At 34.7% G+C, this 18,203-nt stretch carries 34 protein-coding genes; all 34 read left to right on the top strand.

Annotated elements, in window-relative coordinates:
• The first annotated feature begins 15 nt into the window (after positions 1-15).
• Positions 16-1,197 carry an elongation factor Tu gene (gene tuf / locus OW730_RS04315; RefSeq protein WP_271227825.1) on the top strand — a complete coding sequence of 394 codons (1,182 nt, stop codon included), beginning with the start codon at positions 16-18 and terminating at the stop codon, positions 1,195-1,197.
• 367 nt (positions 1,198-1,564) lie between these two features.
• A complete protein-coding gene (gene rpsJ / locus OW730_RS04320) occupies positions 1,565-1,873 on the top strand; it encodes a 30S ribosomal protein S10 (RefSeq protein ID WP_271227837.1) in 309 nt (102 codons plus the stop codon).
• A 63-nt stretch (positions 1,874-1,936) separates the two neighbouring features.
• Positions 1,937-2,566: a 50S ribosomal protein L3 gene (rplC, locus tag OW730_RS04325; protein WP_271227838.1), complete on the top strand. Its 630-nt coding sequence runs from the start codon at positions 1,937-1,939 to the stop codon at positions 2,564-2,566.
• 29 nt (positions 2,567-2,595) lie between these two features.
• Positions 2,596-3,216 (top strand): 50S ribosomal protein L4, encoded by a 621-nt coding sequence (rplD, locus tag OW730_RS04330; protein WP_271227839.1) that lies wholly within the window; start codon positions 2,596-2,598, stop codon positions 3,214-3,216.
• Positions 3,216-3,515 carry a 50S ribosomal protein L23 gene (gene rplW / locus OW730_RS04335; protein ID WP_271227840.1) on the top strand — a complete coding sequence of 100 codons (300 nt, stop codon included), beginning with the start codon at positions 3,216-3,218 and terminating at the stop codon, positions 3,513-3,515. The genes rplD and rplW overlap by 1 nt, the downstream gene beginning before the upstream one ends.
• 53 nt (positions 3,516-3,568) lie before the next feature.
• Complete coding sequence (rplB, locus tag OW730_RS04340) at positions 3,569-4,396, top strand: 50S ribosomal protein L2 (RefSeq protein ID WP_271227841.1); 828 nt, start codon at positions 3,569-3,571, stop codon at positions 4,394-4,396.
• A 59-nt stretch (positions 4,397-4,455) separates the two neighbouring features.
• On the top strand, positions 4,456-4,737 hold the full coding sequence (gene rpsS, locus OW730_RS04345) for a 30S ribosomal protein S19 (protein ID WP_271227842.1): 282 nt from the start codon (positions 4,456-4,458) through the stop codon (positions 4,735-4,737).
• Between the two features lie 20 nt (positions 4,738-4,757).
• Positions 4,758-5,096 carry a 50S ribosomal protein L22 gene (rplV, locus tag OW730_RS04350; RefSeq protein ID WP_271227843.1) on the top strand — a complete coding sequence of 113 codons (339 nt, stop codon included), beginning with the start codon at positions 4,758-4,760 and terminating at the stop codon, positions 5,094-5,096.
• A gap of 18 nt (positions 5,097-5,114) precedes the next feature.
• Positions 5,115-5,783, top strand: coding sequence for a 30S ribosomal protein S3 (gene rpsC / locus OW730_RS04355; protein ID WP_271227844.1), 669 nt, complete (start codon positions 5,115-5,117; stop codon positions 5,781-5,783).
• A 44-nt stretch (positions 5,784-5,827) separates the two neighbouring features.
• Complete coding sequence (rplP, locus tag OW730_RS04360; RefSeq protein WP_271227845.1) at positions 5,828-6,262, top strand: 50S ribosomal protein L16; 435 nt, start codon at positions 5,828-5,830, stop codon at positions 6,260-6,262.
• Entirely contained in the window at positions 6,262-6,474 is a 213-nt protein-coding gene (gene rpmC / locus OW730_RS04365; protein WP_271227846.1) for a 50S ribosomal protein L29, read from the top strand. Before rplP ends, rpmC begins: the two co-directional genes overlap by 1 nt.
• Before the next feature lie 25 nt (positions 6,475-6,499).
• Positions 6,500-6,754, top strand: a complete 255-nt coding sequence (gene rpsQ / locus OW730_RS04370) for a 30S ribosomal protein S17 (protein ID WP_271227847.1) — start codon at positions 6,500-6,502, stop codon at positions 6,752-6,754.
• Between the two features lie 33 nt (positions 6,755-6,787).
• Positions 6,788-7,162 (top strand): 50S ribosomal protein L14, encoded by a 375-nt coding sequence (gene rplN / locus OW730_RS04375; RefSeq protein WP_271227848.1) that lies wholly within the window; start codon positions 6,788-6,790, stop codon positions 7,160-7,162.
• Between the two features lie 16 nt (positions 7,163-7,178).
• Positions 7,179-7,493 carry a 50S ribosomal protein L24 gene (gene rplX, locus OW730_RS04380; protein WP_271227849.1) on the top strand — a complete coding sequence of 105 codons (315 nt, stop codon included), beginning with the start codon at positions 7,179-7,181 and terminating at the stop codon, positions 7,491-7,493.
• 28 nt (positions 7,494-7,521) lie between these two features.
• The gene (gene rplE / locus OW730_RS04385; protein ID WP_271227850.1) at positions 7,522-8,067 is read left to right on the top strand and encodes a 50S ribosomal protein L5; all 546 of its coding nucleotides are present in this window, start codon (positions 7,522-7,524) and stop codon (positions 8,065-8,067) included.
• Between the two features lie 12 nt (positions 8,068-8,079).
• The gene (locus OW730_RS04390; RefSeq protein WP_271227851.1) at positions 8,080-8,265 is read left to right on the top strand and encodes a type Z 30S ribosomal protein S14; all 186 of its coding nucleotides are present in this window, start codon (positions 8,080-8,082) and stop codon (positions 8,263-8,265) included.
• Between the two features lie 31 nt (positions 8,266-8,296).
• The gene (gene rpsH, locus OW730_RS04395; protein ID WP_271227852.1) at positions 8,297-8,695 is read left to right on the top strand and encodes a 30S ribosomal protein S8; all 399 of its coding nucleotides are present in this window, start codon (positions 8,297-8,299) and stop codon (positions 8,693-8,695) included.
• A 23-nt stretch (positions 8,696-8,718) separates the two neighbouring features.
• The gene (rplF, locus tag OW730_RS04400) at positions 8,719-9,258 is read left to right on the top strand and encodes a 50S ribosomal protein L6 (protein ID WP_271227853.1); all 540 of its coding nucleotides are present in this window, start codon (positions 8,719-8,721) and stop codon (positions 9,256-9,258) included.
• Between the two features lie 25 nt (positions 9,259-9,283).
• Positions 9,284-9,646 carry a 50S ribosomal protein L18 gene (gene rplR / locus OW730_RS04405; protein ID WP_271227854.1) on the top strand — a complete coding sequence of 121 codons (363 nt, stop codon included), beginning with the start codon at positions 9,284-9,286 and terminating at the stop codon, positions 9,644-9,646.
• Positions 9,647-9,663: 17 nt separating this feature from the next.
• A complete protein-coding gene (gene rpsE, locus OW730_RS04410) occupies positions 9,664-10,167 on the top strand; it encodes a 30S ribosomal protein S5 (RefSeq protein ID WP_271227855.1) in 504 nt (167 codons plus the stop codon).
• A gap of 11 nt (positions 10,168-10,178) precedes the next feature.
• Positions 10,179-10,358, top strand: coding sequence for a 50S ribosomal protein L30 (rpmD, locus tag OW730_RS04415; RefSeq protein ID WP_271227856.1), 180 nt, complete (start codon positions 10,179-10,181; stop codon positions 10,356-10,358).
• A gap of 20 nt (positions 10,359-10,378) precedes the next feature.
• On the top strand, positions 10,379-10,819 hold the full coding sequence (gene rplO, locus OW730_RS04420; RefSeq protein WP_271227857.1) for a 50S ribosomal protein L15: 441 nt from the start codon (positions 10,379-10,381) through the stop codon (positions 10,817-10,819).
• 1 nt (position 10,820) lies between these two features.
• Positions 10,821-12,095, top strand: coding sequence for a preprotein translocase subunit SecY (gene secY, locus OW730_RS04425; RefSeq protein WP_271227858.1), 1,275 nt, complete (start codon positions 10,821-10,823; stop codon positions 12,093-12,095).
• Positions 12,096-12,115: 20 nt separating this feature from the next.
• A complete protein-coding gene (locus tag OW730_RS04430) occupies positions 12,116-12,769 on the top strand; it encodes an adenylate kinase (protein ID WP_271227859.1) in 654 nt (217 codons plus the stop codon).
• 124 nt (positions 12,770-12,893) lie between these two features.
• Positions 12,894-13,175 (top strand): KOW domain-containing RNA-binding protein, encoded by a 282-nt coding sequence (locus OW730_RS04435; RefSeq protein WP_271227860.1) that lies wholly within the window; start codon positions 12,894-12,896, stop codon positions 13,173-13,175.
• A 7-nt stretch (positions 13,176-13,182) separates the two neighbouring features.
• Positions 13,183-13,401 carry a translation initiation factor IF-1 gene (gene infA, locus OW730_RS04440; RefSeq protein WP_271227861.1) on the top strand — a complete coding sequence of 73 codons (219 nt, stop codon included), beginning with the start codon at positions 13,183-13,185 and terminating at the stop codon, positions 13,399-13,401.
• 15 nt (positions 13,402-13,416) lie between these two features.
• Positions 13,417-13,530, top strand: coding sequence for a 50S ribosomal protein L36 (rpmJ, locus tag OW730_RS04445; protein ID WP_003448032.1), 114 nt, complete (start codon positions 13,417-13,419; stop codon positions 13,528-13,530).
• Between the two features lie 113 nt (positions 13,531-13,643).
• Positions 13,644-14,012 carry a 30S ribosomal protein S13 gene (gene rpsM, locus OW730_RS04450; protein WP_271227862.1) on the top strand — a complete coding sequence of 123 codons (369 nt, stop codon included), beginning with the start codon at positions 13,644-13,646 and terminating at the stop codon, positions 14,010-14,012.
• A gap of 18 nt (positions 14,013-14,030) precedes the next feature.
• The gene (gene rpsK, locus OW730_RS04455; RefSeq protein ID WP_271227863.1) at positions 14,031-14,426 is read left to right on the top strand and encodes a 30S ribosomal protein S11; all 396 of its coding nucleotides are present in this window, start codon (positions 14,031-14,033) and stop codon (positions 14,424-14,426) included.
• A 21-nt stretch (positions 14,427-14,447) separates the two neighbouring features.
• Positions 14,448-15,068, top strand: coding sequence for a 30S ribosomal protein S4 (gene rpsD / locus OW730_RS04460; protein ID WP_271227864.1), 621 nt, complete (start codon positions 14,448-14,450; stop codon positions 15,066-15,068).
• 57 nt (positions 15,069-15,125) lie between these two features.
• On the top strand, positions 15,126-16,079 hold the full coding sequence (locus OW730_RS04465) for a DNA-directed RNA polymerase subunit alpha (protein ID WP_271227865.1): 954 nt from the start codon (positions 15,126-15,128) through the stop codon (positions 16,077-16,079).
• A gap of 13 nt (positions 16,080-16,092) precedes the next feature.
• A complete protein-coding gene (gene rplQ / locus OW730_RS04470) occupies positions 16,093-16,434 on the top strand; it encodes a 50S ribosomal protein L17 (RefSeq protein WP_271227866.1) in 342 nt (113 codons plus the stop codon).
• Positions 16,435-16,508: 74 nt separating this feature from the next.
• Positions 16,509-17,348 carry an energy-coupling factor transporter ATPase gene (locus OW730_RS04475; RefSeq protein WP_271227867.1) on the top strand — a complete coding sequence of 280 codons (840 nt, stop codon included), beginning with the start codon at positions 16,509-16,511 and terminating at the stop codon, positions 17,346-17,348.
• Positions 17,333-18,202, top strand: coding sequence for an energy-coupling factor transporter ATPase (locus OW730_RS04480; protein ID WP_271227868.1), 870 nt, complete (start codon positions 17,333-17,335; stop codon positions 18,200-18,202). The genes OW730_RS04475 and OW730_RS04480 overlap by 16 nt, the downstream gene beginning before the upstream one ends.
• Position 18,203 lies beyond the last annotated feature (1 nt).

The following is an 18,203-nucleotide window of genomic DNA, read 5'->3' on the forward strand; positions in this document are numbered from 1 at the left end:
AAGGAGGAATAAAAAATGGCTAAGGCAAAATTTGAAAGAAGTAAGCCACACGTAAATATAGGAACAATCGGTCACGTTGACCACGGTAAGACTACAACTACAGCAGCTATCACAATGACATTAGCAAAAGCTGGTGGAGCAGAAGTAATGAACTATGACGAAATAGATAAAGCTCCAGAAGAAAAAGAAAGAGGAATCACAATCAACACTGCACACGTAGAGTATGAGACTGAGAACAGACACTACGCTCACGTTGACTGTCCAGGACACGCTGACTACGTTAAGAACATGATCACAGGAGCAGCTCAAATGGATGGAGCTATCTTAGTAGTATCTGCTGCAGATGGTCCAATGCCACAAACAAGAGAGCACATTCTTCTTGCATCAAGAGTAGGTGTTGAGCACATCGTAGTATTCTTAAACAAAGCTGACCAAGTTGATGACGAAGAGTTATTAGAGTTAGTAGAAATGGAAGTAAGAGAATTATTAAGCGAATACGGATTTGACGGAGACGAATGTCCAGTAGTAAGCGGATCATCATTAATGGCAATCGAAAAAGGTGAAGATCAATGTATCTTAGACCTAATGGCTGCAGTTGACGAGTGGATCCCAACTCCAGAGAGAGATACAGATAAGACTTTCTTAATGCCTATCGAGGACGTATTCACAATCACTGGTAGAGGAACAGTTGTTACTGGAAGAGTTGAAAGAGGAATTGTTAACACTGGTGACGAATTAGAAATCGTTGGTATTAAAGAAGAGAAAATGAAGACAGTATGTACTGGAGTAGAGATGTTCAGAAAGATCCTAGACCAAGCAATGGCTGGAGATAACATCGGAGCATTATTAAGAGGTGTTCAAAGAGCAGAAGTACAAAGAGGGCAAGTATTATGTAAGCCTGGTACAGTAAACCCACACATGAAGTTCGTAGGTCAAGTTTACGTACTTAAAAAAGAAGAGGGTGGAAGACACACTCCATTCTTCAACGGATATAGACCACAGTTCTACTTCAGAACTACAGACGTTACTGGTACTGCTAACCTTCCAGAAGGAATGGAAATGGTAATGCCAGGAGACCACATTGACATGAACGTTGAGTTAATCACTCCAATCGCTATGGAAGAAGGATTAAGATTCGCGATCAGAGAAGGTGGAAGAACAGTAGGTTCTGGTGTTGTTACTAGCATCATCGAGTAATAACTAAGTTTTTGTTGATTAATCATGCGGGGTAGGAATATTCCTACTCTCATGATTTTCTGTAAAAAATAAATTGTTGTGGAATAATAAAAGAAAATTACCAATAATATTATAGTTTAAATTAAAAAAAATGAGTAAAAAACTCTTGTAAAAGAATCTAATGTATAGTATACTATAGAAGTTGTTAAGTCGGGAGTTTGTTACGAATGCTTAAAAATGTTGAATTTAAGCTAATTATAGGTGATGAGCCTTGGTTAAGAAGGCATTAAAATAACATATATTATATGTTTTAAATCATGCAACACGTGGAACAGTTTACAGATGTAAAATTCAAATGTAAAGGTCAAGCAAAGGAGGGAAATGTACGATGGCAACTCAAAAAATCAGAATCAGATTAAAGGCTTTTGATCATAGTCTACTAGATACTTCTGCTGCAAAGATAGTGGAAACAGCTAAAAGCACAGGAGCTGAAGTAGCAGGTCCAGTACCTCTACCAACAGAAAAAGATATAGTTACTATCTTAAGAGCGCCACATAAGTATAAGGATTCTAGAGAGCAGTTTGAAATAAGAACTCACAAGAGACTTATTGATATAATAAGCCCATCTCAGAAGACAGTTGATTCTCTAATGAGAATAGATTTACCAGCGGGTGTGGATATCGAGATAAAGCTATAATCTATCTAGATATTATGATTGCAAGAATTGTGATCCGCTAATAAAAATAGGAGGTGTTATAGCATGAAAAAGGCTATATTAGGAAGAAAAATTGGTATGACACAAATTTTCGATGAAAATGGAAATGTTGTTCCAGTAACGGTTGTTAAATGTGAACCATCAGTAGTGATTGGTAAAAAAGAAATAGAGAAAGATGGATACGAGTCATTAGTAGTAGGATTCGAGAACATCAGAGAAAAGTTAGTAAATAGCCCAAGAATGGGTCAATTTAAAAAAGCTGGAGTAACTCCTAAGAGATTCATTAAAGAGTTCAAGTTAGAAGATATGTCTGCTTTTGAAATTGGAACAGAGATAAAAGTTGATGCTTTTGAAGCTGGAGAAAAAGTAGATGTTACAGGAACTTCTAAAGGTAAAGGATTCCAAGGGGTAATTAAGAGATGGAATTTCTCAATCGGACCTAAGAGTCACGGTTCTAAATTCAAGAGAGCACCTGGATCACAGGGAGCTGCATCTGACCCTTCAAGAACTTTCAAAAATAGAAAAATGCCTGGACACATGGGTAATGTTAAGAGAACTGTTATGAATCTTGAAGTTGTTAAGGTTATGCCAGAACAAGATATAATCCTAATCAAAGGTGGAGTACCAGGGCCAAGAAAAGGATTACTATTCATAAAAGATACTGTTAAAAGATAAAAAACTTCTAAGAGAAAGGAGGAAGTGTTATGCCAAGCGTAGCTGTTTATGATAGATTAGCTAAAAAAGTTGGAGAAATAGAATTATCAGATAAAGTGTTCGGTGTTGAGGTTAACAAAGATGTTATGCATCAAGTAGTTGTTGCACAACTTGCTAACAAGAGACAAGGAACTCAAAGTGCAAAAACTAGATCTGAAGTTCGTGGTGGTGGAAGAAAGCCATGGAGACAAAAAGGAACTGGTAATGCAAGACAAGGTTCGATAAGAGCTGCTCAATGGATAAAAGGTGGAGTTGTATTCGCACCAAAGCCAAGAAGTTACAGACAGAACGTTCTTAAGAAAGTAAGAAGATTAGCTATTACAAGTGCTTTATCTTCAAAAGTACTTGACAATAACGTAATTGTTTTAGATAGCTTAAGCTTAGAAGCTCCTAAGACAAAAGAAATGGTTAACACAATTAATGCATTTGAAGCAAAGAAAACATTAATTGTTGTTACTGAAGGTAACGAAAATGTATACAAATCAGCTAGAAACATTCCAGGAGTTCAAGTAATCCCTGTAAATAATATCAATGTGTATGACATTCTTAAGTATGAAAACTTCATGATTACTAAAGATGCTGTAGCTAAGATTGAGGAGGTGTATGCATAATGAAGATGACAAGTTACGATATAATTAGAAGACCAGTTGTCACTGAAAAAAGTATGACTGCTATGGCAGACAGAAAGTACACCTTCATTGTTGACATCAAAGCTAACAAATCTCAAATCAAGAGAGCTGTAGAAGAAGTTTTTGGTGTTGAAGTTGAAGAGGTTAAAACAATAAGATATAATGGTAAGCCAAAAAGACAAGGGCATCACATCGGTAAAAGAGCTGATTACAAGAAAGCAGTAGTTAAGCTTTCAGAGAATAGTAAAGGCATCGAATTCTTCGAAGGTATGATGCAATAAAATAAGCCTATATTGGTGGTAAGCCAGAGAAGCTGATAGGGAGGGAAATGGATATGGCAGTTAAAACTTTTAAGCCTACTACTCCTTCAAGAAGAAATATGACTATGGCTACATTCCAAGAGATTACGACTGATAAGCCAGAAAAGTCACTTCTTGTTGCGTTAAAGAAAAATGGTGGTAGAAATGCTAACGGTAGAATAACAGTTCGTCATCGTGGTGGCGGAGCTAAAAGAAAATATAGAATTATCGATTTCAAGAGAAATAAAGATGGTATTCCAGCAAAAGTTGCTAGTATCGAATACGATCCAAACAGAACAGCGTATATTGCGTTATTAATATATGCTGATGGTGAGAAGAGATACATCATCGCACCTCAAGGAATCACAGTTGGAACAGAAATTTTATCTGGACCAGAAGCAGATATCAAGCCAGGAAATGCTTTACAATTAAAAGACATCCCAGTTGGTACAGTAATTCATAACATTGAAATGAAAGCTGGAAAAGGTGCTCAAATTGTAAGATCTGCTGGAACATCTGCTCAATTAATGGCTAAAGAAGGAAATTATGCTTCATTAAGATTACCATCTGGTGAGGTAAGAAAAGTTAGAATCGAGTGTAAAGCTACTATTGGAACAGTTTCTAACCCTACTAACGATATCGTGAAAATCGGTAAAGCTGGTAGAAAGAGACACATGGGTAGAAGACCTCACGTTAGAGGATCTGTAATGAACCCTTGCGATCACCCACATGGTGGAGGAGAAGGTAAATCTCCAATAGGAAGACCAGGACCAGTTACTCCTTGGGGTAAACCAACACTTGGTTACAAAACTAGAAAGAACAATAAAGCTTCTGATAAGTACATTGTTAAGAAGAGAAAATAGAAGAAGAGAATTGAAACATTCTCTTCACTTATCCTAAAGTAAGGAAAGGAGGATATGTAATGGGAAGATCAATTAAAAAAGGCCCTTTCGTTCAAGAAAGATTATTAAGTAGAATATTAGAAATGAATAAAGCTGGTGAAAAGAAAGTTGTTAAAACTTGGTCTAGAAGTTCGACTATATTCCCTCAAATGGTTGGTCATACTATAGCTGTTCACGATGGTAGAAAGCACGTGCCAGTATACGTTTTAGAAGATATGGTAGGACATAAACTTGGGGAGTTTGCTCCAACAAGAACTTACAAAGGACATATCAAGAAAGAGAAAAAATCAAAAGCTAGATAATCCAGAAAGGAGGGAATAACATGAACGGAGTTAAAGCTACTGCTAAATACGTAAGAGTTTCCTCAACTAAAGCAAGTATCGTTTTAGATTTAATTAGAGGTAAGAATGTAAATGAAGCATCTGCAATTTTAGAATATACTCCTAGAAAAGCTGCTGATGAGATTAAAAAAGTTTTAAAGTCAGCTGTTGCTAATGCGGAGAATAACCACGAATTAGATGTAAATAGATTATTTGTTGCTGAAGCATATGTAGGTCAGGGACCAACACTAAAGAGATTCAGACCACGTGCTCAGGGTAGAGGTTATAGAATCCTTAAGAGAACAAGTCATATTACTTTAGTAGTAAAAGAAAGAAACTAATAAAGGAGGGAAAAAAGAGTGGGTCAAAAAGTTAATCCTCATGGTTTAAGAGTTGGCGTTATCAAAGACTGGGACGCTAAATGGTATGCCGATAAGAAAAATTTTGCTGATTACCTAATGGAAGATGTTGAGTTAAGAAAGTTTATTAAAAACAAACATAAAAATGCAGGAATTTCTAAGATAGAAGTAGAAAGAGCTGCCAAAAAAGTTAAACTTAACATATACACAGCTAAGCCAGGAATGGTAATAGGTAAAGGTGGAGCTGGTATCGAAGCTCTAAAACAAGAAATTAAGAAGAATATCTTAAAGAATAATAAGAAAAACTTATTAATAAATATTGTTGAAGTTAAGCAATCTGAGAAAGATGCTCAATTAGTTGCTGAGAATATAGCACTTCAGTTAGAAAAGAGAATTTCATTCAGAAGAGCTATGAAGCAATGTATTCAAAGAGCAATGAAGTCAGGCGTAAAAGGTATAAAAACTGCTTGTGCTGGTAGACTAGGCGGAGCGGAAATCGCTAGAACTGAACAATACAACGAAGGAACTATTCCACTACAAACTTTAAGAGCAGATATCGATTATGGATTTGCTGAAGCAGATACAATCTACGGTAAGATTGGTGTAAAAGTTTGGATATACAAAGGTGAGGTTCTTCCAGTTGTTAAAAGCGAGAAAAAAAGAGCTTAGTTGGTAAAATAGAGCCGGATTGCTAAGGAAGGAGGAAAAGCAAAATGTTAATGCCTAAAAGAGTCAAGCGTCGTAGAGTACAACGCGGAAGAATGAAAGGTAAAGCTACAAGAGGAAACTTCATTGCATATGGAGAGTTCGGATTACAAGCTACTGAATGCGGATGGATTAAAAGTAATCAAATAGAAGCAGCCAGAATTGCAATCACAAGACACGTTAAAAGAGGGGGAAAAGTTTGGATTAAAATTTTCCCAGATAAGCCTGTAACTCAAAAACCAGCAGAAACTCGTATGGGTTCTGGTAAAGGTTCACCAGAGTATTGGGTAGCAGTTGTTAAGCCAGGTAGAGTTTTATTCGAAATCGCAGGCGTAAGTGAAGAATTAGCTAGAGAATCTATGAGATTAGCATCACATAAGCTTCCAATAAAGTGTAAATTCGTCAAAAGAGCTGATTTCGAGGAAATGGGTGGTGAAGAATAATGAAACAAAGAGAGTTACAAGAATTAAGAAATTGCAGCCCACAAGAGTTATCCCTAAAGGTTAAAGATTTAAAAGAAGAGTTATTTAATTTAAGATTCCAGTTAGCTACTGGACAATTAGAAAATCCTATGAGAATTAAGCAAGTTAAAAAGTCGATTGCTCAGATTAAAACAGTAATGAGAGAAGCTGAGTTAAAGGCGTTGCAACAATAGTAGCATCGAAGGGAGGTTTTAAATAGTGGTTAGAGGAAACAGAAAAACTAGAATAGGTAGAGTTGTTTCTGATAAAATGGATAAAACAATCGTAGTTGCGATTGAGACTAAAGTACGTCATCCATTATACGGTAAGACTGTTAACAGAACTACTAAGTTCAAAGCTCATGATGAAAACAACGAATGTAAAGTTAATGATATAGTGCAAATAATGGAAACAAGACCATTATCCAAGGATAAGAACTGGAGATTGGTTCAAATAGTTGAAAAAGCTAAATAGTTGATTTCCTTAAAGCTGAAAGGAGGTTCTTAAATGATACAACAGCAAACTAGACTTAGAATTGCAGATAACTCAGGAGCAAAAGAGATTATGTGCATCAGAGTATTAGGTGGATCAAAGAAGAGATATGGAAATATTGGAGATGTAATAGTTGCGAGTGTTAAGAAAGCAACACCAGGTGGCGTTGTAAAAAAAGGTGAAGTAGTTAAAGCTGTTATCGTTAGATCTGTAAAAGGTGTAAGAAGAAATAATGGTTCTTATATTAAGTTTGACGATAATGCTGCAGTAATAATAAAAGACGATTTTACTCCAAAGGGAACTCGTATCTTTGGAACTGTGGCAAGAGAGTTGAGAGATCAAGATAAAGATTTCAGTAAAATTTTATCATTAGCACCAGAAGTTCTATAGTTAGGAGGTGGCTAGAATGAAAGTACATGTTAGAAGAAATGATAAGGTAATTGTTGTTTCTGGTAAAGATAAAGGTAAAATCGGAGAAGTAATTTCAGTACAGCCTAAAGTTGGAAAAGTTTTAGTTAAAGATGTAAACATCGTTACTAAGCACCAAAAGCCAAGCAGACAAAACATGCAAGGCGGAATGGTTCAAATGGAAGCGCCGATTTATAGCTCAAAAGTAATGCTTTACTGCGATAAGTGCAAGAAAGCAACAAGAATTTCTAAGAAAATTCTTGAAGATGGTTCAAAAGTAAGAGTATGTAAAAAATGTGGTGAAACTTTATAATAGATAGCTTGGGAAGGAGGTAAGAATTATGATACCAAGACTTCAGGAGAAGTACCAAAAAGAAGTTGTTCCAGCTTTAATGGAAAAGTTTGGATATGAGAATATAATGCAAGTGCCTAAGCTTGAAAAGATCGTTATCAATATGGGTCTAGGAGAAGCTAAGGAAAATTCTAAAGTTATTGAAAGCGCAGTAAATGATTTGCAACTAATCTCAGGACAAAAGCCTGTAATTACTAAAGCAAGAAAATCTGTTGCGAACTTCAAACTTAGAACAGGTATGAGTATTGGAACTAAAGTCACTTTAAGAAAAGTGAGAATGTATGAATTTGCTGACAAATTCATCAACATCGCTCTTCCAAGAGAAAGAGACTTCAGAGGAGTTTCTGCAAAGTCTTTCGATGGAAGAGGAAACTATGCAGTAGGTATTAAAGAACAATTAATATTCCCTGAAATCGAATATGATAAGATTGATAAAATCAGAGGTATGGATGTAATTTTCGTAACAACTGCAAAAACTGATGAAGAGGCAAGAGAACTGTTAAAGTTAATGGGTATGCCTTTTGCTCAGCAGTAAGGAGGGAAGATTGTGGCACGTAAAGCAATGATCGCAAAATGGAAAAGAGATCCAAAACATTCAACGAGATCGTATACAAGATGTAGAAGATGTGGAAGACCACACTCAGTATTAAGAAAATATGGAATTTGTCGTATTTGTTTTAGAGAACTTGCTTACGCAGGTCAAATTCCAGGATGTAAGAAAGCTAGTTGGTAATAGAGATATTTGGTGAAAGGAGGCAAATTAAATGGTAATGACAGATCCTATCGCAGATTTACTTACGCGTATTAGAAATGCTAATACAGTAGGTCATGAGGTTGTTGATGTACCAGCATCAAAAATTAAGAAGGGTATTCTTGAAATAATGCTTAACGAAGGTTACATTAAAAGCTGTGAAGAATACAATGATGGCACAATGCCAATGCTAAGAATTACTATGAAATATGGTGAGAGCAAAGAGAGAGTTATAACAGGGTTAAAGAGAATATCTAAGCCAGGTTTAAGAGTATATACAAGCAAAGATGAAATACCAAAAGTATTAAATGGACTAGGAACTGCAATTATTTCAACACCAAAAGGACTTTTAGTTGATAGAGATGCTAGAAAAGCAAACGTAGGTGGAGAAGTAATCTGCTACATCTGGTAGTTTAACATAGAGGAGGTGCAGAAATGTCAAGAATTGGTAAACTTCCAATAGAAATTCCTGCTGGTGTTACTGTAACAGTTACTGAAGATAATCTTGTAACTGTTAAGGGACCAAAAGGTGAATTAAGTAAGCAATTACACAAAGACATGATTATTACAGTAGAAGATAATACAGTTGTAGTTAAGAAGCCAAGTGAAAATAAATTACACAGATCACTACAAGGTACTTTAAGAGCTGTAATTAACAATATGGTAATCGGAGTAACTGTTGGATTCAAGAAAGTTCTTGAATTAGTTGGTGTAGGTTACAGAGCAGAAGTTAAGGGTGGTAACTTAGTTATGAACTTAGGTTATTCTCATCCAGTAGAAATTAATGCTGTTGAAGGTGTAACTATCAGTACAGAAGGTACAACAAAGGTTATCGTTGAAGGTATAGATAAAGAAAAGGTTGGATCAGCTGCTGCTGATATCAGAAAGTGGAGAGTACCAGAGCCATACAAAGGTAAGGGAATCAAGTACGAAGGTGAGTACATCAGACGTAAAGAAGGTAAAACTGGTAAATAAATAAGTAGAAAGGAGTCAATGCTACATGGCTAAGAAGATGAGCAAAAGTGAAGCTAGAATCAGACGTCATAAAAGATTGCGTAAGAAAATCAGTGGTACTACTGAAAGACCAAGATTAAGCGTTTTCAGAAGTGAGAAGAATATTTACGCTCAAATTATAGATGATTCAGTTGGAAATACATTAGTATCAGCTTCAAGCTTAGATAAAGAGCTTGGGTTAAAAGCTGGAAGTAATAAAGAAGCTGCTAGACAAGTTGGAGAGCTAGTTGCTAAAAGAGCCCTTGAAAAAGGAATTGATAACGTAGTATTTGATAGAGGCGGATTCATTTACCACGGAAGAATTCAAGAACTTGCAGAAGGTGCTAGAGAAGTTGGACTTAAATTCTAGGTAAAGGAGGGTGAGCCGTGGAAAAGAGAATTGATTCAAAAAATTTAGAGTTAAAAGAAAAGGTTGTTGGCATTAACAGAGTTACTAAGGTTGTTAAAGGTGGTAGAAACTTTAGATTTAGCGCTTTAGTAGTTGTTGGTGATGAGAATGGTCATGTTGGAGTTGGAACAGGTAAGGCTGTTGAGATTCCAGATGCAATTAGAAAAGGTATAGAAGATGCTAAGAAGAAACTTGTAAAAGTTGCTATAGTTGATGGTACTGTACCTCACAGAATACATGGTAATTACGGATCAGCTGATGTTTTAATCATGCCTGCTGAAGAAGGAACGGGAGTTATCGCTGGTGGTCCAGTAAGATCAGTACTTGAGTTAGCTGGATTACACAATGTTAGAGCGAAATCATTAGGATCAAACAATCCTAATAATATGGTTAAAGCTACAATAGAAGGTTTATCAAAATTAAGAACTGTAGAACAGGTTGCTGAATTAAGAGGCAAGACTGTTGAAGAGATCTTAGGATAGGAGGGATTCCTTTGTCTAAGTTAAAAGTAACTTTAAAAAAGAGTACAATCGGTAGAATGAAAAGCCATAAAGCTACTGTAGAAGCTTTAGGTTTAAGAAAAGTTGGTAGTACTGTAGAGCATAATGATACACCTCAAATCAGAGGAATGGTTAAAAAAGTATCTTATCTCCTAGAAGTTGAGGAAGTATAATCTAGAGGAGGTGCAAAGAAATGAAACTAAACGAGTTAAGACCAGCAGAAGGTTCTAAAAGAGATTCTAAAAGAATTGGTAGAGGTACTGGTAGCGGCTGGGGTAAAACAGCTGGTAGAGGTAGTGACGGACAAAATTCAAGATCAGGTGGAGGAGTAAGACTTGGTTTTGAAGGTGGTCAAATGCCATTATACAGAAGACTTCCTAAAAGAGGTTTTAATAACATCTTCGCTAAGAAGTATTCTACTGTAAGCATTGATAGACTAAACGTGTTTGAAGATGGTACAGAAGTAACACCAGAATTACTATTAGAGAAAAGAATCGTTAGAAAACTTAACGATGGAATAAAAGTGTTAGCAAACGGAAATTTAGATAAAAAATTAACTATAAAAGCTATGAAATTCTCAAAGGCTGCAATAGAAAAAATTGAAGCAGCTGGAGGAAAAGCTGAGGTGATATAACGTGTTATCTACCCTACGTAATGCCTGGAAAGTTCCTGAACTGAGAAAAAGGATTTTATTTACTATAATGATGGTCGTTATAGTAAGATTGATAGCCCACATAACTGTTCCAGGAGTTGATGCTACAGCTCTTGCAAAACAGATTGGTGAAACTGGGGGATTAATGTCATTCTATAATCTTTTCTCAGGTGGAGCATTTTCACAAATGAGTATTATTGCATTGTCTGTTACACCATACATCAATGCATCAATTATATTTAGTTTATTAACTGTTGCGATTCCAGCACTTGAAAATTTACAAAAAGAAGGTGCTGAAGGAAGAAAGAAGATTCAAAACTATACAAAATATGCTTCAATATTCTTTGCAATTGTTATGTCGATTGGTACAATCGGTCTAATTAATAGATATGGAGTTATAAAAGATACAAGTTTTTGGACATATTTCACTATTGTTGTTGCACTTGTAACTGGTTCTGTTCTATTAGTTTGGCTTGGTGAGCAAATCACAGCATATGGTTTAGGAAATGGTGTTTCATTGATTATCTTTGCTAACATTATTTCAAGATTACCAAATCAAACTATAGGATTATATGGTTCTGAACAAGCAGATCCAGTTGTTATTACTTTATACTTAGCAGTTCTTATCGGATTGTTAATTTGTGTTGTAATAACAAATATGGCTGAAAGAAGAATCCCAGTGCAATATGCAGGTAAAGCTGTTGGAAATAAAGTGACTAGAGGACAAAGCAGTCATATTCCAGTAAACGTTAATGGTTCAGCTGTAATATCAATAATCTTTGCTATGTCAGTTATGAGCTTTTTACCAACTATAACATCTTTATTTGCAGCAGATAGTAGTTTCGCAAAATTTATTAAGGAAAGCCCATATAGTATATTTAATGCAAAAAGTGTACTATATCCTATAGTAATGTTTTTATTAGTTATTTTCTTCTGTTGGTTCTATACTGAATTACAGTTGAAACCAGATGAAATGGCTGAAAACATGCATAAATCATCAGGATTTATTCCGGGAATAAGACCAGGTGAACCAACAAGAAAGTACCTGGAAACTGTTATCGGAAGAATATCAATTATAGGTGGATGTTTTGCTGGTGTAATTGCAATATTCCCTGTAATTGTAGCTATGGTTCCTGGATTAGAAGCTGCTATGTTTGGTGGAACATCACTGTTGATTATGACAGGAGTGGCACTAGAAACTATGAAGCTGTTAGAATCTCAATTAGTAATGCGCCATTATAGAGGTTTCTTAAAATAATATATGCGGGGATGATGCAATTGAGAATTATTTTATTGGGTGCGCCAGGAGCTGGTAAAGGCACTCAAGCTAAGTCTATAAGTAACAAATATAATATACCTCATATATCAACTGGAGATATATTCAGAAAAAATATTAGTGAGAGAACGCCTTTAGGAATCGAAGCTAAGAAATATATTGATAATGGTCAATTAGTACCCGATGAGTTGACAATAGATATTATTAAGTCCAGATTAGTAGAGGAAGACTGTGAAAATGGATATCTTTTAGATGGTTACCCAAGAACAGTTGAGCAAGCTAAAGCTTTAGATGGTTTTTTAAACGAAAGAGAAGCAAATCTGGACACCGCATTACTTATTAAAGTTCCTAGAGAGTTTATTCTTGAAAGAATGACTGGTAGGAGAGTGTGCCCATCTTGTGGTGCGAGTTATCACGTAAAGTTTAACCCTCCTAAAAATGAGGGAATATGTGACATATGCGGTAGTGACATTATTCAAAGAGATGATGATACTGAAATAACAGTAAATAAGAGATTAGATATATATGAAGCTCAAACTCATCCATTGATTGAGTACTACAGAAGTAGAGATCTTCTTTCAGAAGTAGATGGAACTCAAGCAATAAATGATGTTTTCGAGAGCGTTTCTAAAGTTCTAAATGAGTTAAAAAAATAGAAATTGCAACTTAGGTAAAGTTTAAAATATACTTAAAGTCCTTAGGATGATATAGTATTAAAAAGCTTCAAACGGGAAAGATATTATAATAGGTATTTCTTGGGGCAAATAGAGGTGAATTTATTTGGAACGTAAAAACCTAATAGGAAGAATCGTTTACTCTAAAGCCGGTAGAGATAAAGATAAATATTTTATGATCTTAGACGTTTTAAATGAAGAATTCGTTTACTTAGTCGATGGAGACCTACGTAGGCTTGAGAGGCCTAAGAAAAAGAAGATAAAACATTTAATTTTCACAGACAAAATCTGTGATGAAGTTAAAGATATTATTCTAAAAGGCAAGAGGCTTAACGATGCTACTGTAAGAAAAGCAATAGGCCAAAAAATTGCCAATAAGGAGGTTTGATTACCTTATGTCAAAGAATGATGTTATTGAAATGCAAGGAACTGTATTAGAAGCTTTACCGAATGCAACATTTCAGGTAGAATTAGAAAGTGGTCATAAAATATTAGCACATATTTCAGGAAAGCTAAGAATGAATTTCATTAGAATATTACCAGGTGATAGAGTTAAATTAGAGCTTTCTCCTTATGATTTATCAAGAGGTAGAATCGTTTGGAGAGAGAAGTAATAAGGAGGGGTAACAATGAAAGTAAGACCATCCGTAAAGCCTATCTGTGAGAAATGTAAAATTATCAGAAGAAAAGGTAGAGTAATGGTTATTTGTGAAAATCCTAAACACAAGCAAAAGCAAGGATAATAAAATTAGATATTAAATTTCTGGGTGCGGCTGACAATAAGCTTTATTGTTCTAGAAATTAACATAAATAAATTTAAAAAATCAAAAGAATACCTAGGAGGTGTAATTAATCAATGGCAAGAATATCTGGAATAGATCTACCTAGAGAGAAAAGGGTAGAGATTGGTTTAACATACATCTTTGGTATTGGATTACCATCAGCTCAAAAGATCTTGAAAGAGACTGGAGTAAATCCTGATACTAGAGTTAAGGACTTATCTGAGGATGAGGTTTCTGTTTTAAGAAACTATATCAACAAGAATTTTACTGTTGAAGGTGACTTAAGAAGAGGTGTAGCTCTTAATATTAAGAGATTAAATGAAATTGGATGTTTAAGAGGAATTAGACATAGAAAAGGACTTCCTGTAAGAGGTCAAAGAACTAAAACAAATGCTAGAACAAGAAAAGGGCCTAAAAAGACAATGGCTAATAAGAAAAAGTAACAGATTGGAGGGTTGATCGTGGCACCTAAAAAAGTTAAAAAAGGTAGAAGAAGAAAAGATAAAAAGAACATTGAGCATGGATGTGCGCATATAAATTCGACTTTTAACAATTCTATTGTTACATTAACTGATAAAGTTGGTAATGCTATCTCTTGGTCAAGTGCTGGAGCATTAGGATTTAAAGGTTCTAAAAAAGGAACTCCATTTGCATCTCAAATGGCAGCTGAAACTGCAGCTAAGGTAGCAATGGAACACGGATTAAAGAGTATTGAAGTATACGTTAAAGGTCCTGGAGCAGGTAGAGAAGCTGCAATCAGATCTTTACAAGCAGCTGGATTAGAGATTACTTTAATCAAAGACGTTACTCCAATTCCACACAATGGTTGTAGACCACCAAAGAGAAGAAGAGTTTAGTAAATAAGGAGGTGTGATTTCATGGCAAGATATACTGGAGCAGTATGTAGATTATGTAGAAGAGAAGGAATGAAGTTATTCCTTAAAGGAGATAGATGCTTTACTGATAAGTGTGCTTTTACTAGAAGAAGTTATGCACCTGGTCAACATGGGCAAGGTAGAAAGAAAATGTCTGACTACGGAGTTCAGTTAAGAGAAAAGCAGAAAGCTAGAAGAATATACGGAGTTCTTGAGAAGCAATTCAGAAGAACATACGAAGAAGCTAATAGAATCAAGGGTGTAACAGGTGAAAACCTATTAATGCTTCTTGAAGTTAGATTAGATAACGTAGTTTATAGATTAGGTTACGGAAACTCTAGAAAAGAAGCAAGACAATTAGTAACTCATGGACATTTCACTGTTAACGGTAAGAAAGTTGACATTCCATCTTACAAAGTTAGTGTTGGAGATGTTATCGCTGTTAAAGAGAAGAGCAGAGCTACTGAGTTATTTAAAACATTTGCTGAGAATCCAAAGAACGTTCCAGCATGGTTAGAATCAAATATGGCTAGCTTTGAAGGTAAAGTAGTATCTGTTCCAAGCAGAGAACAAATAGATACTCCAATCAATGAGACACTAATCGTCGAGTTATACAGCAAGTAATAGCTAAATATTAGTTACCCTCATTTGAGGTTGAGTTCCAATGAAGGAGGGTTAGAATTGTTAGAAATAGAAAAACCAAAATTAGAGTGTGTTGAATGTTCAGAAGATGGTTCATATGGTAAATTTGTCATTGAGCCACTTGAAAGAGGATATGGTATAACATTAGGTAATGCTTTAAGAAGAATTCTTCTTTCATCATTACCTGGTGCTGCGGCTAATTGGATTAAAATTGATGGAGTTCTACATGAATTTTCAACAGTTAAAGGGGTTAAAGAGGATGTTACACAGATCATCCTAAACCTTAAGCAATTAGCTGTAAGATTTTTAGAATTAGAAACAACTCAAAGTACATTAATTATCGATGCAGAAGGACCTGGTGTTGTTACTGCTCGTGATATCAGAACTAATGGTGATGTAGAAATTATGAATGAAGATCTTCATATTGCTACACTAGATTCTGATGGAAAGTTATCTATGGAAATTAATGTGGTTAGAGGTAGAGGATATGTTTCTCAGAACAAGAATAAAAATGAGGAACTTCCAATAGCTACAATACCTGTTGATTCTATATTTACACCTGTAAAAAGAGTTAACTTTACTGTAGATAATACTAGAGTTGGTCAAATTACTGATTATGATAAGCTTACTTTAGAACTTTGGACTGATGGTACAATTAAGCCAGAGGAAGCTATTGGTTTATCAGCTAAAATTCTTATTGAACATTTTAAATTATTCATGACATTAACTGATCAAGCAGATAATGTTGAAATCATGGTTGAGAAAGAAGAAGACAAAAAAGAGAAAGTCCTAGAGATGAGTATTGAAGAGCTTGATCTTTCTGTTAGAAGTTATAATTGCTTGAAGAGAGCTGGAATTAACACTGTTCAAGAGCTTACTGAAAAATCAATGGATGACATGATGAAAGTAAGAAATCTTGGTAAAAAATCTCTTGAAGAAGTTCAAAAGAAATTAATAGAGTTAAATTTAGGCTTAAGACAAAGCGAGGAATAAAGGAGGGTGAGCAATGGCAGGATATCGTAAGTTAGGTCTTCCTACAGACCAAAGAAAAGCAATGCTAAGAAATTTAGTTACTAGCTTTTTAAAGAATGGAAGCATTGAAACTACTGAGACTAGAGCAAAAGAAACAAGAAAACTAGCTGAAAAAATGATTACTCTTGCAAAAAGAGGAGATTTACACGCTAGAAGACAGGTTCTTTCTTTCGTAACAGAGAAAGATGTTGTTAAAAAGTTATTTGACGAGATTGCTCCTCAATACCAAGAAAGAAACGGTGGATACACTAGAATTCTTAAAGTTGGTCCAAGAAGAGGAGATAATGCTGAGGTTGTTATATTACAATTAGTATAGATTTCAGGGGATTAAGTAATGCTTAGTCCCCATTTGCATATAATCAAAAGTTTATAATAGGTTCGGTGAATTATATGGGAAAAACATATATAGAATGTAGTAACGTAAAATTTAGTTATATTTTTGATGAAGAGAAGGTTGAAGTATTGCATGGAATTAATCTTAATATAAATCAAGGTGAATTCGTCGCAATATTAGGACATAATGGTTCTGGTAAATCTACATTGGCAAAACATTTGAATGCTTTATTAGTTCCACATGAAGGAATAGTGAGTATAAATAATATAGATACTTCAGATTCAAAAAAACATTGGGAAGTAAGAAAAAATGTTGGAATGGTATTTCAAAATCCAGATAATCAAATTGTTGCAACAATAGTAGAAGAAGATGTGGCATTTGGTCCTGAAAATATTGGTATAGAGCCACAAGAAATAAGAAAAAGAGTTGATGATGCTCTTGATACAGTAAATATGAGTGAGTATAAGAAACATGCACCACATATGCTTTCAGGAGGGCAAAAACAAAGAGTTGCTATTGCAGGGGTTATTGCAATGAGATCAGATTGTATTGTTTTAGATGAGCCCACAGCTATGTTAGATCCAATAGGAAGAAAAGAAGTTATTAATACAATAACTAAACTTAATAAAGAGTATGGAATAACAGTAATTCTGATTACTCATTTTATGGAGGAGGCAATAAAAGCTGATAGAGTTATTGTTATGGACAGTGGTGATGTGATTATGGATGATAAGCCACGAAGTATATTTACTGAAGTTAAAAAATTAAAAGAAATTGGTTTAGATGTCCCAAGTGTAACAGAATTAGCGTATAGATTGAAAGAGATGGGAATGCCAATAAGAAATGATATTATAAGTATTGATGAGATGGTGAGTGAATTATGTCAATTATTATAAAAAATCTTACGCATATATATATGAAAGGTACACCTTTTGAGAGGAAAGCTCTTGATGGTGTTGATATAGAAATTAATTCAGGAGAATTTGTAGCTATTATTGGACACACAGGTTCAGGGAAATCAACTTTGGTTCAGCATATTAATGGATTATTAAAACCAGATAGCGGTACTATATTAGTTAATGGTGTAGATATAACAAATAAGAATGTAAAGTTATCTAATATCAGAAAAAAAGTTGGTTTAGTTTTTCAATATCCTGAATATCAATTATTTGAAGAAACAATAGAGAAAGATATTGCTTTTGGTCCTGGGAAGATGAATATTCCTCAGGAGGAGATAAAAAATAGAGTAATTAAAGCAATGGAATCAGTTGGATTAGATTATCAAATTTACAAAGAAAAGTCACCATTTGAATTGAGTGGTGGACAGAAGAGAAGAGTTGCTATTGCAGGTGTTATTGCAATGGAACCAGAAGTTTTAATATTAGATGAACCTACCGCTGGATTAGATCCAAAAGGCAGAGATGAAATATTGAAACAAATAAAATCTTTTCAAGAAACATACAATATGACAGTAATATTAGTATCACATAGTATGGATGATGTTTCAAAGATAGCTGATAAAATATTTGTCATGGAAAAAGGAAAATGTGCTATGAGTGGAACGCCTAGAGAGGTGTTTTCTAATATATCTAAAATTGAAAAAGTTGGACTATCTGCACCTCAAATAGCTTATTTAATGAAGAAGCTTAAGGCAAAAGGTGTGGATGTTGATGAAAATATTTATACTATAGAAGATGCTGCCATGGAGATTCAAAAATTATATTCAAAGAGATTGATGGGAGGAAGCTAGT

The organism is Oceanirhabdus sp. W0125-5 (assembly GCF_027938815.1).
Classification (GTDB): Bacteria; Bacillota; Clostridia; order Clostridiales; family Clostridiaceae; genus Oceanirhabdus.